16 protein-coding genes, 3 tRNA genes and 1 other RNA gene are annotated in these 15,777 nt (G+C 43.7%); 3 read left to right on the top strand and 17 right to left on the bottom strand.

Annotated elements, in window-relative coordinates; translation table 11 throughout:
• Nucleotides 1-127 precede the first annotated feature (127 nt).
• From EBO34_RS02915 to EBO34_RS02875, 9 genes are all read right to left on the bottom strand, one after another.
• Nucleotides 128-1,690: a rhomboid family intramembrane serine protease gene (locus EBO34_RS02915; protein WP_122896450.1), complete on the bottom strand. Its 1,563-nt coding sequence runs from the start codon at nt 1,688-1,690 to the stop codon at nt 128-130.
• Nucleotides 1,687-2,418: an HAD family hydrolase gene (locus tag EBO34_RS02910; RefSeq protein WP_122896449.1), complete on the bottom strand. Its 732-nt coding sequence runs from the start codon at nt 2,416-2,418 to the stop codon at nt 1,687-1,689. The genes EBO34_RS02915 and EBO34_RS02910 overlap by 4 nt, the downstream gene beginning before the upstream one ends.
• 319 nt (nt 2,419-2,737) lie before the next feature.
• Entirely contained in the window at nt 2,738-2,917 is a 180-nt protein-coding gene (locus EBO34_RS02905) for a hypothetical protein (protein ID WP_122896448.1), read from the bottom strand.
• Between the two features lie 87 nt (nt 2,918-3,004).
• Nucleotides 3,005-3,973 (bottom strand): L-lactate dehydrogenase, encoded by a 969-nt coding sequence (locus EBO34_RS02900; RefSeq protein WP_122896447.1) that lies wholly within the window; start codon nt 3,971-3,973, stop codon nt 3,005-3,007.
• 139 nt (nt 3,974-4,112) lie between these two features.
• Nucleotides 4,113-5,201, bottom strand: coding sequence for a ThiF family adenylyltransferase (locus EBO34_RS02895; protein ID WP_346725791.1), 1,089 nt, complete (start codon nt 5,199-5,201; stop codon nt 4,113-4,115).
• Nucleotides 5,202-5,216: 15 nt separating this feature from the next.
• A complete protein-coding gene (locus EBO34_RS02890) occupies nt 5,217-6,008 on the bottom strand; it encodes a DUF92 domain-containing protein (protein ID WP_122896446.1) in 792 nt (263 codons plus the stop codon).
• Nucleotides 6,005-6,580 (bottom strand): 5-formyltetrahydrofolate cyclo-ligase, encoded by a 576-nt coding sequence (locus EBO34_RS02885; RefSeq protein ID WP_122896445.1) that lies wholly within the window; start codon nt 6,578-6,580, stop codon nt 6,005-6,007. The genes EBO34_RS02890 and EBO34_RS02885 overlap by 4 nt, the downstream gene beginning before the upstream one ends.
• A gap of 146 nt (nt 6,581-6,726) precedes the next feature.
• Nucleotides 6,727-6,876 (bottom strand): 50S ribosomal protein L33, encoded by a 150-nt coding sequence (gene rpmG / locus EBO34_RS02880; protein WP_122896444.1) that lies wholly within the window; start codon nt 6,874-6,876, stop codon nt 6,727-6,729.
• 104 nt (nt 6,877-6,980) lie between these two features.
• Nucleotides 6,981-7,580: a hypothetical protein gene (locus tag EBO34_RS02875; RefSeq protein ID WP_122896443.1), complete on the bottom strand. Its 600-nt coding sequence runs from the start codon at nt 7,578-7,580 to the stop codon at nt 6,981-6,983.
• 314 nt (nt 7,581-7,894) lie between these two features.
• Between EBO34_RS02875 and EBO34_RS02870 the strand changes: the two genes are divergently transcribed.
• The gene (locus EBO34_RS02870; RefSeq protein ID WP_122896442.1) at nt 7,895-8,239 is read left to right on the top strand and encodes a hypothetical protein; all 345 of its coding nucleotides are present in this window, start codon (nt 7,895-7,897) and stop codon (nt 8,237-8,239) included.
• A gap of 16 nt (nt 8,240-8,255) precedes the next feature.
• The gene (locus EBO34_RS02865; protein WP_122896441.1) at nt 8,256-8,768 is read left to right on the top strand and encodes a hypothetical protein; all 513 of its coding nucleotides are present in this window, start codon (nt 8,256-8,258) and stop codon (nt 8,766-8,768) included.
• A gap of 272 nt (nt 8,769-9,040) precedes the next feature.
• On the opposite strand, the gene EBO34_RS02860 is transcribed toward EBO34_RS02865, so the two are convergent.
• The 4 genes from EBO34_RS02860 to EBO34_RS02845 all read right to left on the bottom strand — a co-directional run bounded on the left by EBO34_RS02860 (nt 9,041) and on the right by EBO34_RS02845 (nt 13,773).
• Nucleotides 9,041-11,146, bottom strand: a complete 2,106-nt coding sequence (locus EBO34_RS02860; protein WP_249413981.1) for a penicillin-binding transpeptidase domain-containing protein — start codon at nt 11,144-11,146, stop codon at nt 9,041-9,043.
• 149 nt (nt 11,147-11,295) lie between these two features.
• Nucleotides 11,296-11,482: non-coding RNA, 6S RNA (ssrS, locus tag EBO34_RS02855), on the bottom strand.
• A gap of 71 nt (nt 11,483-11,553) precedes the next feature.
• On the bottom strand, nt 11,554-12,810 hold the full coding sequence (locus EBO34_RS02850) for an MFS transporter (RefSeq protein WP_122896439.1): 1,257 nt from the start codon (nt 12,808-12,810) through the stop codon (nt 11,554-11,556).
• Nucleotides 12,811-13,164: 354 nt separating this feature from the next.
• Entirely contained in the window at nt 13,165-13,773 is a 609-nt protein-coding gene (locus tag EBO34_RS02845; RefSeq protein WP_122896438.1) for a superoxide dismutase, read from the bottom strand.
• 292 nt (nt 13,774-14,065) lie between these two features.
• Here EBO34_RS02845 and EBO34_RS02840 point away from each other — a divergent pair, with 292 nt between their 5' ends.
• Nucleotides 14,066-14,902: an undecaprenyl-diphosphate phosphatase gene (locus tag EBO34_RS02840; protein ID WP_122896437.1), complete on the top strand. Its 837-nt coding sequence runs from the start codon at nt 14,066-14,068 to the stop codon at nt 14,900-14,902.
• Here the strand turns inward: EBO34_RS02840 and EBO34_RS02835 are convergent.
• From EBO34_RS02835 to EBO34_RS02820, 4 genes are all read right to left on the bottom strand, one after another.
• Nucleotides 14,883-15,218, bottom strand: coding sequence for an iron-sulfur cluster biosynthesis family protein (locus EBO34_RS02835; protein WP_122896436.1), 336 nt, complete (start codon nt 15,216-15,218; stop codon nt 14,883-14,885). The genes EBO34_RS02840 and EBO34_RS02835 overlap by 20 nt on opposite strands.
• 164 nt (nt 15,219-15,382) lie before the next feature.
• Nucleotides 15,383-15,475: transfer RNA gene (locus EBO34_RS02830), tRNA-Ser, on the bottom strand.
• A gap of 47 nt (nt 15,476-15,522) precedes the next feature.
• A tRNA-Ile gene (locus tag EBO34_RS02825) sits at nt 15,523-15,599 on the bottom strand.
• Between the two features lie 4 nt (nt 15,600-15,603).
• Nucleotides 15,604-15,680, bottom strand: a tRNA-Met gene (locus tag EBO34_RS02820).
• Nucleotides 15,681-15,777: the final 97 nt, after the last annotated feature.

Here is a 15,777-nt window from a genome sequence, read left to right as displayed (position 1 = left end):
GACCCTTTGTAATATAAGGCAAAACAAAAAGGCGGTCCGGGATGGCTGAATACCTTTCCGGACCGCCTGCTTCGGCGCTTTTTATAGTTGTTATCGAAGATTCAGTACAACTAATGCTCCACTTAGCTTAGGACGGATTCCTCCTTTCAATCTCTTCCTGAAGCTCTCTGAACTGACTGTTATCAGGGTCCAAAGACACTGCCCGCTCTACGGAATCCTTAGCTACTTCAATTTTGCCTGTCTGATAGTAGACCAGAGCCAGGTTATAATGAGCCGGAGCAAAATCCTGATCGAGTTCAATGGCTTTCTTGAAATATGGCTCAGCTTCATCGAGCTGATCCTCCATTGCATATGTATTCCCTAAAAGGAAATACACCTCTTTCATTCGGACTCCGCCCTCCACAGCCAGAGTCAGATAACGCCTTGCTTCGTCATACTCCTCTTCCTGAAAGTACTCCTGACCAATTTGAACATACGCAAGAGATCCGCTTCCATCTGACGGCTTTGTATAACCGTAAACCATTAAAGCAGAAATTCCAATTACAGTAATCCCCAAAGCCGCAAGCCTTCTTCCTGTATTGAAAGAAGATCTGGGAAGGTTCACTATTGCCGAAGCAAAAAAGCCGCCAACAAGTCCGCCTATATGTGCCCCGTTATCAATCATCGGAACAAGGAATCCCAGACTGAGGTTAATGATGAGGATGACAATGACGTTCATTCCCATCGTTCTGAAAAACAGTCGTTTATGTTTAAGGCCAAAGTAGAGAAGTGCCCCAAAGCAACCAAAAATAGCACCACTGGCCCCGGCAGAAACCTGCTCATTAAAGGCAAAGCTCGCTACAGACCCTGAAAGTCCGGCTACAGCATAAATGATGATGAAACGACCTGTGCCAAAAATCCGTTCCACTGCCCCGCCTAAATAAAAAAGCGCAAGGGAATTCATAAACAAATGGAGAAAACCGATGTGTAAAAACATAGCGCTGAAAAAGCGCCACCATTCTCCGTCATGAATAAGAGGGTTGAATTTAGCACCGAACTTAATAAGAGTACGAATATCCGTGGATGATCCTTCCCGTTCGACTAAAGCAAACATGCCCAGGATTGCAGCCAGCAGCAGGAAAGTAAATACCGGTTTACCGTATAAAAAAAGACTTCTTTCATCTTCAATCCGTTTGTCCTCTGCCTTTTTCACCTGACGCCGGAGCATTCTTACCATCTCGTCTTCCTCTTCAATCATTCCGGGAGGCAGGAAATCCGGCATCTCTTTTAACTTCCATTCTGTAGCAAGAGGAAACATCACTGTCTGCAGCGTATCCTCCGTGAGCAGTATGGTTCTCATCTGCTGCTTTCCTCCGGCAGTGAGAGGCAGCGGCCGGTCGGTTAACTCTTCCCATGAGTCAACCGGTGGATACGTGGAAACAATCAAACTGATTACATTTGCCTGCCTTAGGCCCAGTTTTTTTCTGACCTGCTTAGCTTTTTGTTCCGTTTCCTTTATATCCGAGCGCAGCTCCCTTGACCAGTCCAAATCCTTTCTGCATATACGGATAATCTGATATGGTTCTTTTCTGTCGTCTTCAAGCCACGCTTCCCGGTCACTCTTTGAAAGGTGAACGACCCGCATTCCTTCTTTATTAACGAGATGATAAAGCAGCTCCCAAAACCTAAGCTGCTGAGTGAGGAGACTCATTCACCGACCTCCTTCTCGATCACCTGCTTTACTTGTAACAAAGTGTTACACTCAGCCACCGGTGAATGCTCTGTTGTTCTTTTTTCGCCTCTTGAATTCAGGAAGATACTGTCCCAGCCAGCTTCGATGGCTCCGATAACATCATGCTTCCATGAATCGCCTACAAACAGAACAGGTTCCTGCAGACCGAACCTTTCTTTTGCAAGCATGAAAATCCTTTTATCCGGTTTGGCCACATCAACCTCTTCACTCACAATCATCTGATGGTCAGAAACCCACTTTGCTATACCTAGTTTTTGCAATTTATTATATTGTGTATCTGCTGTACCATTTGTAATGATTCCTATCTTCATCTTATGCTTTCTGAGAAACGAGAGAAGTGATTCCAGTCCTTCGTAGGGGATGCTGTAGTCATCAACAATAGCGTAGTATCGTTCATGAAACCAATCAGCATCTATTTCTGTAAAAGGAAGCTCAAGTTCTTTTACCGTTTCCAAAAATCGAAGCCGCCTGTACTCTTTGGGCGACACCTCTCTCTTTTCAAACGATTCCCAGTAACGATCACTGTTATGCTTGAAAAGCGGGAAGAACTCGTCAAAGGAAACGTTCTTCACATGCGATATACCGTTCATTAGTTCATGAAAGCATTGCTCTATGGCAAGCTTAAACGCCTGTTCATGACTGAATAATGTATTATCTAAATCAAAGCAGACACTGTTCCATTTCATTTGTTATCCCCCCTTGTCATTATATCAAGGTAAGATGCGGTTTACGAAGATTCATGCTTTATTTCAATATTCACAGCCCTCTAAAACTTACGCTCATCGCATTCCCATTTCCCAAGGGTGCCCGGTGAGCTTATCATGCTCTGTGAAGCCACTTATAAAGTCCATTTTCTTATAAAAGACTCTGCTGGAGTTTGCCGGCACCGTCACGGAAAGCAAAGGGCGCGTAGACTTCACATCGTTATATAATGACCCTTAACACAGCCATGTTTTAAAAAACAGAAAAGAAGCCCTGAACCATTCAGGACCTCCTTCATGTTAATCAGCGCAGCACCTGTGATACCATCCGGTCTCTTACTGCAGGAATTCTCATAACTGAACTGACAGCCAGCCGGCGTAACCAAGCACGCTTTAAAAAAGCATTGATTACACGGTACCGTATGCGATAAAGAAACAAACCTCCGATAAAAGCGCCAAGAATCACCCATATGCGATTATCCACGCCCATCCCTCCTTCTTTTTTATAGGATGGATTGGATTGACAAAGTTATCCGCTGTAATACCCAACAGGAAAAAACTTCCACGATGGTTATTTTATCATGTCATGAACAGGCTGCATGGCTTTTTTTAACGTTGATGCAGACTCCTGAAGCTGCTGCATCTCTTCTTTATTTAAGTCGATTTCAACCACCCGCTCGATGCCGTTTTTATTCACGACGGCAGGTACTCCGATATAGAGATCACGAAGACCATATTCCCCCTCCAGAAGAGTGGAAACGGTCAGGATGGAATTCTCATTGCGTAAGATGGCTTTTGTCAGTCGTATTAATCCAAGAGCAATCGCATAATGAGTTGCTCCTTTTCTTTCGATAATATCATAGGCTGCATCCCTTACATTAACGAAAATCTGATCGAGATCTTCCTGAGACGCATCAGGTTTGTATTTTTCAATATAGCGATCCAGTGGTTCGAGACCTACACGAGCCTGGCTCCAGACTGGAAGCTCGGTATCACCATGCTCCCCCAGGATATAGGCATGAATGTTTCTTACATCAAGATTTAAATAGTCGCTGAGAAGAAACCTGAACCGTGCACTGTCCAGAATAGTACCTGAACCGATGACTCTTTCCATCGGCAGCCCCGAGAACTTCCAGGTGGCATAGGACAAAATATCAACCGGGTTTGTTGCAACAATGAATATACCGTTAAAGCCATTTCCCATCACTTCATCTACGATTGATTTAAAGATCACAGCATTTTTTTCAATCAAGTCAAGCCTTGTTTCACCTGGTTTTTGATTAGCACCGGCTGTGATCACAACAATATCCGCTTCACTGCAGTCCTGATAATCTCCAGCCCATATTTTCATAGGAGACCCAAAAGGCAGACCGTGGTTTAAATCCATCGCATCCCCCTCTGCTTTCGCTTTATTGAGATCAATTAACACCATTTCATCTGCCACATTTTGATTGATTAATGCAAAAGCATAACTTGAACCTACAAAACCTGTACCAATAACAGCAACTCTGGTTGTTTTGTTTCCATATTGTGTTTGCAAGATAACTCCACCTTCCCTGATTCGATTCAATCTGGTTTATTAAATCCCGTTGTATCGAATTTCGATTACCCGGGCACCATTACCTGCAAAAAATCGGATTAACTTGCTTCGGGTGCCTCCACTTAGATTGTACACTATTTCACAATCTCATAAAACAAAAAACGAAGGTATTGTTTGACAACTTCTTGTCCAACCTCCGTTTTGTTCGTATTAGCTTCCGATATATTTTGCGTAAATTACTTTTGCTTCCTGCTCCTCTTCCGTTCCCTGCACAAGGGTCCGTCCATCCGGAAAGAGAACGAGGGTAAACTTTTCCTTCCAATTGCACTCTTACGAGGAACGGGGTCTTTTTAACTTCCCCGAGATGTTCAAGACGCTTTGCCCAGTAGGAAAGATCAAAGGGTTCTCTTCCTTCGATTTGAACCGTATCTCTTCCGCACAGCGTGAAAATTCCAGGTCCTCCACCACCGGTCAGTGAAGGATAATCTTTTTTAGTACACGTTACACAATCATCTTTTTGTTTCATTTTCATCTCAAAACGATGGTTTCTCCAGATATCAAAGGTAAGAAGTGTTTTTCTAACTTCCTTTTCATTACCTGTGAGAATTTTTAATGCTTCCACCGTCTGATAGCTTGCAGCGATATCCACAGCAAGGGACAGCACCCCTGTTGTGTCACATGTTTCTCCGGTACCCGATGACGGAGAAATTATGCAGCGGAGACACGGAGTAATACCGGGGATGAAAGTGGCCTGCATTCCCCGCGAGCTGACTGCCCCGCCATATATGTATGGAATGCCAAGCTTATATGCCGCATCATTTAAAAGAAAACGGGTTTCAAGGTTGTCTGTACCGTCTAAAACGATATGCGAACTATGAAGAAGAGATAAGACATTTTCATGCGTCACGTCTGTTATATAACCCTTGATATTAACTTCAGCATTCATCTTCTTAAGGCGCCGCTCTGCTGCTGCAGCTTTGGGAACCATCTCCCTGGCATCTTCCTCATCAAAGAGCATTTGTCTATGAAGATTGCTGAATTCCACGTAGTCTCTGTCTGCAAAAGAAACAGAACCTACACCTGCACGCGCAAGATGGTTGGCAAGGACCGAACCAAGGGCGCCCATACCGACAATGAATACTTCTTTATCAGCGAGTCTTTCCTGACCGGCTCTTCCTATCGGATCAAACAATTCCTGTCTTGAATAACGATTTGAAATGTTTTGCAATCCGCTCACCTCATTTTAGATGATCACGTACACAATCCACGTAATAAAAACGGCAGAGGCTGTACAAAGATGGTTAACAACGTCATTGTTTATAAATGACATGCCTCTGATCCTGACAGTACGATACCCGCAATGGCGCGTTCTTTCTGTTTTCTCCCCGCACCCGGGACACTCGTATAACGCTTGGATCGTTCCCCCTGCTATTGTATCAATCAATTGAGCAGTAAAACCAATCACTGAAATGAGAACAAACGTATAAATGGTAAACGGTTCTTCGCTCAGAAACATAAACAGGAATGAAGAAACACCTATTATTAAACTTCCAGCTGCCGCTCCTAAAGTACCAATGACTGACACAGCACCGGACTGCCCTTTTACAGCTGGTTTAAGTCTGATTAAATCAAGAGGACACCTTTTGCTCAGACGACCGAATTCCGAAGCCCACGTGTCACTGGTAGCAGCAGCAAAACCACTCAAAAAAGCAATGAGCCAGACACTGTCCCCGGTAAAAAGATAAAAGACAGCACAAACAGCAGGCCATCCTCCATTGGCAAGGACCTGCCTCGCATCCCGGCGATTACCTTTTTCTTCTATTGTATTACTCTCAACTCTCTTATCAAGCACTTTCCCCAGAATCGAAGACGTAAGAAAAAAGACAGCAAGGATTAACAGTCCATACAAATCAAAGGCAGCACCAATAAACAAAGCTACCAAAAGAGCCATTAATGTCCCGCTGTTTGTGAGTGACCCCTTAAACCGGGCTCCTGCTGCCAGAAGAAAAATACCCGCAACAGTCAGCACACTCATGGGCGAATAAACCTTTTTTCGGTTATGATCGACTTTACTGCTATATCATGTTCCTCTGTGGGCAGATTGTCCCTTAATTGAATTTCGTAGGCAAGAGAACATGTGTAGAGGCTGGGGTTTCCTGAAAGAAAACGATCATAATAGCCTCCACCGTACCCGATTCTGTATCCCTTGTCTGAATACACGATTCCCGGTACAAGAAGAAAATCAAGATCATCTTCGTTCACCTTTTTGCACTTCAGCAGGTCCGGCTCCTTCAAACCGTAAAAACTGTCCTCTAACTGTTCGAGGGAGGTTATGTGATAAAAGATCAACGTTTTTTTATCCGGATCACACTTCGGTGCAGCCATCTGTTTGTTCTCTTCGAGGCCTCTTGCGAGAATCTCGTATGTATCAATTTCACGGCCGACAGAAAGAGTAATCCCTACATTCCCTGCACGCTTCCATTCAGGCTGTTCAAAAAGTATATTATGTATTTTGCTTGTTTTTAAGGCAAGATCTTCGGGGTCTTCTTTACTCAGGTGATGTTTCACCTCGTTGCGCATCAGGCGCTTTACTTCTTTAGCCTCCATCAGTGACACCTCATTTCACAGCTCCGTAATAATTTGTTGCTCAATTGCATCCTGAATCTTACACACATACACAGCTATCTTGCCTGACCCTGTTCTTTTATCATTATACTAAAAAAAGCGACTTATTAAAGTCGCTTTTTCCCACATTACTTCGTCTCTTTGTGCATAGTGTGACGCTTAAGGCGTGGGCTGTATTTCTTCATTTCGATACGATCTGGGTTATTACGTTTATTTTTTGTCGTAATGTAGTTTCTGTCACCAGTTTCAGTGCAAGCTAATGTAACTTGAACGCGCATGATATCTCCCTCCAAACCTCTAATCTTTACTCATACTTTTAAAATATAGCAAAAACTGAGGAGACAATCAAGAGGGAATGTTAAATGTAAAGGTTTTTTCCTTGTCAACGCTGACAGGAACGAAGCAGAGTATGATACTGACTGTGTGCTTCTTCCAGCCAGAATAGATCTTCGTGCTTCATTTCCCACTCATAGAAAAAATCGGACATATACGGCTCCAGAGAAAGTTTGTATTCAAGCCCCCACCCGTGGCTGAACTGGACAATCGGCTGCATCTGCATATACTCAATGTCTGTCGCTCCTTCCTGGTTAACAAGTGATGTGGAATAAGAACATTGGGTTCCCTGACTTGTGATCCCGCCAAATAGAGCATAAGAGTTCTGATCATGTACGATCAATGATTCCTGGCTCGGGGAGTAATAAACGACTTCGGCACTCCGTTCTACCATTTGATACCTGACAGAAAGCTTAACATCCACATTTTCTGCTGAACGGTTATAAACAATCAATTTATTAATTGTCCGGTTTTGACTTTTCATTGGCAGGTGTATCCATTTCCATTGAATGTCTGCAGTCTCTCCCTCTTTAAACCGTAAAAGGGACTGACGATCATCATACAGTGCCACCTGACCTCGGTCCATTACAGTAAATACGCTTGATTTTTTCCAGGATGAGACTCTCTCTGTAACCTGATTCGTATACACGCCTCCGCCTCCTTCTATTGATGTTTCCCAGCTTGTCTATCTTCATCTTACTCTGACTTTGAAATCTCAACAAGAAGTCAAAATTGTCATAGTTTGTCACCCCCATGGCTCACATATGAAAAAACCTGTTGAAGTTGTATTTACTTAGACCCCATTCCTTCAGACATCGTTCTCTTTTCATTTTTCACCAAAAATTGCGACCATTCGCAACTAATGAACGAGAGTTATTCGACAAATCTGGCTAAAGACTCTAGGAAGCAAAATGAAAATGTGGTATAACATTACACGTACATAAGTGTTAAGGGGGAAACTATGTGAGTGGGCTAGTCATAACCATGTTTAGCGTCAGCGCCATTTTATTCATCTTGTCTTTCACCCGTAAGGACCCGGCAAAAGACGTGGAAAAACAACTGGAGAACTTTTCAATTACACTGATGCAGGAGATGTATCAGTTAAAAAAGAAAATGAAAACCATCGAAGAGGAATTTGTCATTGGAAACGAAGCAGCCTCTGCAGCTGAGACAGGTAGTGTTCCAAACGAACTAACACGGGACGATGTTCTTGCTCTTTATGAGGAAGGCTTCGATATAAAGGATATCTCAAAGAAAACAAACCGCTCTGAGGGAGATATCGACGAGCTATTAGCTCATAACAGGTAACAGGGAGGATTCTAGAATGTTAAGCAGAAACGGGTTAAGAGGAACTGCAGCAGGAGTCTTCCTTACAACTACAGTCTTCGCCGGCGCTTTTTACTTTGGCGACAACGAATCCACAGCAGAAACGTTTGAAGACGTCACTGAAGAGGAGGCTCTTGAAGTACTCGAGTCTTCAGGCTTTGTGATTAAAACGCTGGAGGAGCATAATGAACTGGTGGAGAGCGAAGCCTCTCTTGAGGCACGCGTCAGGGAGCTCGAGGAGCTGAAAGCAGATGCAGGCAACGAAGAAGCTGCTGATGAAGAAGATACTGTGGGACAGGATATGGTTTATCAGACCGCTCTTGTGGTCACATCCGGTATGACTTTCGGTGACATTGCAGGAATTCTCGAAAGAACCGGCATTATTGATGACCGGAGCGAGTTTAATGATTATATCAGTAACAATAATCTGGAAATGGCTCTGAGACAAGGGGAATTTATATTTGATAGTTCAATGACCATTCCCTCTATTGTCTCAGAATTAACTTCCTGACTGAAGGCACTGAAAAAGTTCGGCCTTTAACTTTTTCCAGTGCCTTCTAAGCAATGAGCGTAACGGTTGCTTTTTTTAAAAGCCTGTTAAGAGTGGATTACTCGTAACAGGCGCGCAACCGAATGGAGCCATTGCAACTCAAATAAAAGCCACTGAAAAAGTTGTTTTGTACTTTTTCAGTGGCCTCCTGACTGTAAAGGAGGATGCGCCTGGTTGCACAGCCTATTTTTCACCTCAAAAAGCCGCCTCATTTTTATGAGGCGGCTTCTTTTTTATTCTTCGTCTTCTTCTGACTCTTCTGCGCCGAAGTCTTCATCGTCAAACAGCATTTCTGATTCTTCAACATCAGTGGGGCGTCCTTCTTTTAAATCAAAGTAGGCTTCCATGATTTCAACTCCAATGCGGTTGGCCACGCCCCCGTGATCACGGGATACGCCAGGAACAATAATCGCAAATGCGACTTCCGGATCATCATACGGTGCAAAGCCGACCAGTGTCTGGTTATTGGCAGCTTCACCATCGACAAATACCTGGGCAGTGCCTGTTTTTCCAGCCACCTCATAATCCAAACTTCTGAAATAAGAAGCCGCCGTTCCCTGGCTTCCGTGCATGACCTGGTAAAAGCCTTGATGTATCCGCTGAATATCCTGATCGGACATGTCGATGCGGTTAAGAACTTTCGGCTCATTCTGTCTTGCGAGGGGACCCAGTTCATGTTTGTTTTCTCCAGGCTCCCTGATCTCTGAGACGAGTCTCGGTGCCACACGGTAACCGCCATTGGCAATAGTTGATACGTGCTGTGCCAGCTGCATAGGCGTATACGTATCAAACTGACCGAATGTAAAATAAAACAGATTACCGGGATCACTATACCCGCCATTAATTCCTGTGGATTCCCCCGGCAGGTCGATTCCTGTTTCTACTCCGAGCCCGAACTGTGAGTAATAATACCTGAGTATGTCATAAGTCCGGTGAATATTGGCAGTAGGGCCGAAACTGGTTGATACACCCGGTTTATAGTTGATCATTCTCATAGCCACCTCAGCCATGTAAATATTGGAAGATCTTTCAAGAGCCTGGATGTCATTGATTCTTCCCAACGGACGGTGGGATCGTAAATTCTGTGTTCCTCTCAGTTCGATCGGCCTGTCATTTACCTGATCTCCGTAGTTTAACACTCCTGTTTCATACCCGATCAGGATGGTGGCTCCTTTCATGGAAGAACCAACAGCAAAGCTGCTCCCAACAATCCCATGGTCTCCTTTATACCCGGAAAGAGCGAGGACTTCTCCGGTATTGGGATCCATCATCACGACATAAGCATCTTCTTCATCCAAAAAGTGGCGGGCTGAATCGGATAATTCTTCTTCAATCGCCTGCTCTACTCTCAGCTGAAGCTCCATATCAATGCTCAAAATTAAGTCATTCCCTCTGCTGCCCATGTTAACATCAGGATTTCTTAAAAATTCTCCTTGTCTGTTCATGTGGTTATCAAGAGATCCGTTGCGTCCACGGAGAACATTTTCGTACTGGGATTCAAGATAACTTATTCCTACCTCTTCATTTCTCGAATACCCGTTTGCCATAAATTCCTCCAACCGTTCTCTTGGAATGGAATTGGTATTCCCCAGAATTCCTCTGAGCGTTTCACCATATGGATATTTCCTTTTACTGTCTCTGATTATATCCACGCCGGGGAGGTCTTCCATGTTCTCCATAATCCGTGCGGCTTGTTCATATTCAATTCCCTGGAGCACTTTATGAGGAAGAAAGTTATATCCTGCTATAAATTCACGCCAGATGCCGAACACTTCCATTCCCTCATCTGTAATCATTTCAAGGTGTTCATCAGTAATCCGGTCAAGACGTTCACGGTAAGCCTCATCCTCACTTAATCCGAGACTTCGCTGCTCTTCCAATGGGAGAATATCGAATGGCTCATCATATTCTGTAAGATCAAGAGCATCATTTTGTTCCTGATTCAAGATGAGCCAGAAATCCTTAATATCCCGCTCGTTAACCCGGTCCTGTTCAACGGTAATATAACTGTTAAGTTCTCTTGCTACTTCCAGCATTTCTTTCATTGGAGTACGTCTGTTGGTATATGTAACCGTCATCTGAAGCTCATTATCAACAATCACGTTTCCGTGTCTGTCATACATGAGACCTCTCGGTGCTTCTATCGGCGAACTGATATTAATCGTTCTTTCAAGCTGCTCCTGGTACTCTTCCCCCTGTACAATCTGTACGATACCAAGACGCAGGATCAGTGCTGAAAATAAGATAAATACTACAAAAAACAGGGTATTTAACCTTACCGGTACATGCGCTTTATGTCTTCGTTCTCCCATTGCAATATCCTTTCTATATGTAATCACGTCTCCTGCACACAAAGAAAAACTTGGCTTAACCGCCAAGTTATCCGGAAGCGGCACGACCGCTTTTTGTCTATCTGATTATATCATCTTTTTTTAAAGAATACAGAGAAGACACCCTGCAAAAGGTGTCTCATTGTTTGTTAAATAAACGGTTGCCCGCGAATGCGGTTATCTTCAAAGACATCACGAACCCGCGATTAAGCAGGTGGGTGCTCGCAGGATCATTTCCAGCTTCCTCAGTTAAGAGGCGTGCTGTACATCATCCAATGTAAAGCTCCCGTGTGAATTGGTGTTCGGTTCGAATAAGCTCGAAGTTCACCAACACCGCAGGCGCTGTTAAATTTCAACTTAATTATAGCATATTCGTGTTCTTTTTCAACATCAACCTTTAGTCCTGAATGTCATTTTTAACGTTTTTTCATCACAGTAAAGTTCTCTTTTTCGTCTGTATGAGGAAGGTTAATCCCCTTAACGACCCAGTATATAACGGTGTGCCCTGCCCCAAGTATAAGGAGCACGATCGGAATGCCTTTTTGATCTCCCAAAAGAAGAACCGCACCGATAAAAAGCAAAATGGAAGAGATTCTGCCGAAATTGAGAAAAAGTTCCCGGACAACGATGTATTCTACTCTCATTTTTGCTGCATTCCATCCGCTCCCGATAACATCATATGTCAAAGAAATATAAGGAACGAGCAAAAGCGGATATGCAACGGAAACGATAACACCGTATATGAGCAGTTTTGTGAAGCTCAAATCAAAGATAATCAGAAAAATCGCGCCGTAAAGCATGATTCCGCCAATAAGAATAGCTTTTTTCCGATATAAGGGTTTTATAAACCTACCGGCAAGGTAATAAAAGATGAACGCTACAGCAGAAGCTACGAGACCGTAGGTTCCTAATGCAAGCTCACTGCCTGTTGCTACATAGACCCAGACTACGATTAAAAAGATGAATGTTCCTTCACGAAGCCCCTGAAAAAAGTGAGCATGACAGATCGCTTTCCAGTTCACATCCTCTTTCCTCAAATTCCAGATGTCTTTCATCTCAAAGGACCCCTCTGCTGAACGGCGGTTCAGGAAAAAACTCAATACCACTGCCAGGAGAAACAGGCCGAGAGAAATCGCAAAAATAACGCGGTAGCCCGTAAGTCTGGGCATGTGGGTAATAATAAATCCTGCACCAATCGGGCCAATCATCCCGGCAAAAGACGTAAGGATCCCGAGAAAACCATTAAAGAAATCCCTGGTCTCAGGCTCAGTGATTTCAAACGTGAGAACATTGAATGACAGCCAGTAAAAGCCATACCCTATCCCGAGTAAAGCACCGAGGATGAGAAGATACTTCCCGGCATTTTCTCCCATGCTCAGAACAGTTGTAAAGAAAACACTGAGGAAAATAACCCCCAGACGCAATACGATTACCCTGTCAATTTTCTTCGCCCACCTCCCCGCCAGAATAAAGGTCAATGGCTGGAAAATAACAACCGCAAGATTGTACAGCGCAATGTCAACATACTCACCCGACTGCTTCCACAAATATACATTCACAAATGTATTGGATAAAGCAATTCCGAGGGAATACAAGCCTCCAATTAACAGGAGCAACCCTAAATCTCTATTCAATTCTATATCACCGGCAAGCGCCTGCAGGAATCGTTTCATGGCTGAACTCTCCTTATGTAGGTACGTCAATTAGTGTGCCAAAACGATTCCCAGATATGCAGACCAAACCGGGGTCTGTCCCCCGAACAATTATGTAAAAAGAGGGGAGCTGGTTGACAATACAGGATAATAAGAGGGGGGATATTTAATTTTAATGCAGAAAGATGGCTTCAGTTGTCATGGTGTCTATTACTCCACCGAAATTCACCACTAACTTCATCCATTGTCTTATCCCTCCTGCATCCATGCTGCTCCTCTCCACTTGCACAACCAATCAAAACAGTTCCATTGCACAATCATAAAAAAAGAAAGGGGTCCGGAAAACCGGACCCCTTTCGACTATTTTACAATTTTTTATTTTGCTTCAGCGTAGCGCTTAGCAACTTCATCCCAGTTAATTACGTTAAAGAATGCATCAACGTAATCCGGACGCTTGTTTTGATACTTCAAGTAGTAAGCGTGCTCCCAAACGTCTACACCAAGAATGCCTGTCTTGCCTTCCATGATCGGTGTATCCTGGTTAGGTGTGCTTGTAATTTCAAGGTTACCGTTGTTTACAGCAAGCCATGCCCAGCCTGAACCAAAACGAGTTAGAGCAGCGTTTTTGAAATCTTCTTTGAATTTGTCAAAGCTACCGAAGGCACTGTTGATGGCATCAGCAAGTTCACCAGTTGGTGCACCGCCGCCATTCGGGCTCATGATCTGCCAGAATAGTGTGTGGTTATAGTGACCACCGCCATTGTTGCGAACTGCTCCGCGAATGTCTTCCGGTAATGCTTCCAGGTCAGTAAGAAGGTCCTCCAAGCTTTTGCTTTGAAGATCACTGTGCCCTTCAAGTGCACTGTTTAGCTTCGTTACGTAAGTGTTGTGGTGTTTGCCGTGGTGAATCTGCATTGTTTCCTCATCAATGTGCGGTGTTAATGCGTCGTGTGTGTAAGGTAGTTCTGGAAGTGTGAAAGCCATCTAAAATCTCCTCCTTAGTAGTATGTAATCCTTTTTATGTGAATGAGGCAGCGCCTCATTTCAACCGAATGAATGCTCACGTCTGACAGGCATTCCAACATCGCAGAGCACCTATCATGCTCTACGTTTTACATTACCAGATATACCCTCGGTGTTCAAACAATAAACACCTGATACCCAATTACAACTATTCTTCACCAGGTTCTATATTTCCTTCTCCTTTGTCATAGAATCATCCGATTAAAAATATAAGTGATAGAAGACAAGCCTTTTATCTGAAAGGAGATTTATCATGAATTGGTTTGAAGCACTCATAATTGGATTCGTGCAGGGAATCAGCGAGTTTCTCCCCATCTCCAGTTCCGCTCATTTGTTAATAGCAGAAAAAATGCTCGGAATCTCCTACCACGATCCAACACTTACCTTTGAAGTATGGCTGCATTTCGCATCTTTATTAGCTGTTTTTGTTTATTTTAGGAAAGAACTTCATTCTTTATTATCAAATGCTGCCAATTATGTTCTGAAAGGATCTTCTACAGGTAAGAACGATTTCCGTTTTGTCCTTCTCCTTCTTGTCTCAACGTTTATTACTTTTATTGCAGGGAAACTATTGGAAAGTGCACTGGGAAGCGGAATTACAAACTTCTCCCTTATTGCTGTTGCTCTAATTATTACCGGAATCTTTCTAATTTTTATTGAACACGGGGGCTTCAGGGAACGAAAAGGAAAAGAGGACATCACAATCAGGGATGCCTGCTGGATCGGTGTGGCTCAGGCCATTGCGGTAATACCTGGTATATCAAGAGCAGGAAGCACACTCGTCGGTGCTATGATGCTCGGACTGAAAAAGGAAGAAGCACTGAGGTACTCCTTCCTTCTGTCGATACCGATTATCTCCGGACTTACCCTTTTAAAATTGACGAGCATTTCATCCTTCTCCGGATTAAGTGCTGCCAGCCTGGCAATAGCATTCCTAAGCGCATTTCTATTTGCTCTTATCGGGATCCGCTGGCTGATCAGCATGGTTCAAAATACAAAGCTATCCTACTTCGCTGTTTATTGTATTATTCTGGGGATATTCGTCTGGATAACTTATGGATCTGAAACCGTCACTGCGGCCGGGGTATAAATTTTAAACGGGGATTAAGCATCTGGTTCGGGCTTTTCAATTGCAGCTTACCGTTGGAAAAATCAACTGTCACCAGGGTATCAAAGAACACTTTCATCTTTGGGTCTATAACAAAGTCGACATTATTAAAATCGGAATTTAAGCGATCATACCCTTCCGGAACATCCTGATGCTGAACAAGCCGGGCAACTCCGCTTACGATGCACCCGCACCCGTCTGTATCGTGTTCGACTTCAATAATCAGACGTTTATTATTCTTTTTATCAGTCATGCTCAGGATCTTTTCCTGGGCTTCTTTCGTTACTTTAACATCCATTTTCCATACACCTCGCACTCATCAGGGTATCTCTATTTTATCAAAAGACCGTGATCCCATTCATTGTTTAGGCTTTTGGACTCCCTGGTGAACACAGGCCCGGACAATAAAAAAACGATTTACATGCTCAGTGTATGAACACATAAATCGTTGATCACAGATAATGGCGGAGGAAGAGGGATTCGAACCCCCGCGGGCCGTGAAGCCCCTGTCGGTTTTCAAGACCGATCCCTTCAGCCGGACTTGGGTATTCCTCCGTATAAAAAGCTTATCCGCAAAGACTGAAAACTATGTAGCCGTTGTATGGTGGACCCTGTAGGACTCGAACCTACGACCGGACGGTTATGAGCCGTCTGCTCTAACCAACTGAGCTAAGGGTCCTTCTTGGTAGCGGCGGAGGGGATCGAACCCCCGACCTCACGGGTATGAACCGTACGCTCTAGCCAGCTGAGCTACACCGCCAAGATGTTATTTATTTTCTCAAAGACAATGAATATCTTAGCATGTGATGGAACAAGAAGTCAATTGTTTTTTAAAAATAAATAAAAAAGTGTCGAAT

Source organism: Alteribacter keqinensis, from assembly GCF_003710255.1.
Taxonomy (GTDB): domain Bacteria; phylum Bacillota; class Bacilli; order Bacillales; family Salisediminibacteriaceae; genus Alteribacter; species Alteribacter keqinensis.
The sequence above is the reverse complement of the archived record's forward strand: the minus strand, read 5'-3'. Positions and strand labels throughout refer to the sequence as shown.

Bases quoted from the DNA above. Each gene is read 5' to 3' on its own strand.
- EBO34_RS02915 (WP_122896450.1), bottom strand. From the start codon at position 1,690: ATGAGTCTCCTCACTCAGCAGCTTAGGTTTTGGGAGCTGCTTTATCAT.
- EBO34_RS02910 (WP_122896449.1), bottom strand. From the start codon at position 2,418: ATGAAATGGAACAGTGTCTGCTTTGATTTAGATAATACATTATTCAGT.
- EBO34_RS02890 (WP_122896446.1), bottom strand. From the start codon at position 6,008: ATGAGTGTGCTGACTGTTGCGGGTATTTTTCTTCTGGCAGCAGGAGCC.
- EBO34_RS02885 (WP_122896445.1), bottom strand. From the start codon at position 6,580: ATGGAGGCTAAAGAAGTAAAGCGCCTGATGCGCAACGAGGTGAAACAT.
- rpmG (WP_122896444.1), bottom strand. From the start codon at position 6,876: ATGCGCGTTCAAGTTACATTAGCTTGCACTGAAACTGGTGACAGAAAC.
- EBO34_RS02865 (WP_122896441.1), top strand. From the start codon at position 8,256: ATGTTAAGCAGAAACGGGTTAAGAGGAACTGCAGCAGGAGTCTTCCTT.
- EBO34_RS02850 (WP_122896439.1), bottom strand. From the start codon at position 12,810: ATGAAACGATTCCTGCAGGCGCTTGCCGGTGATATAGAATTGAATAGA.
- EBO34_RS02845 (WP_122896438.1), bottom strand. From the start codon at position 13,773: ATGGCTTTCACACTTCCAGAACTACCTTACACACACGACGCATTAACA.
- EBO34_RS02840 (WP_122896437.1), top strand. From the start codon at position 14,066: ATGAATTGGTTTGAAGCACTCATAATTGGATTCGTGCAGGGAATCAGC.
- EBO34_RS02835 (WP_122896436.1), bottom strand. From the start codon at position 15,218: ATGGATGTTAAAGTAACGAAAGAAGCCCAGGAAAAGATCCTGAGCATG.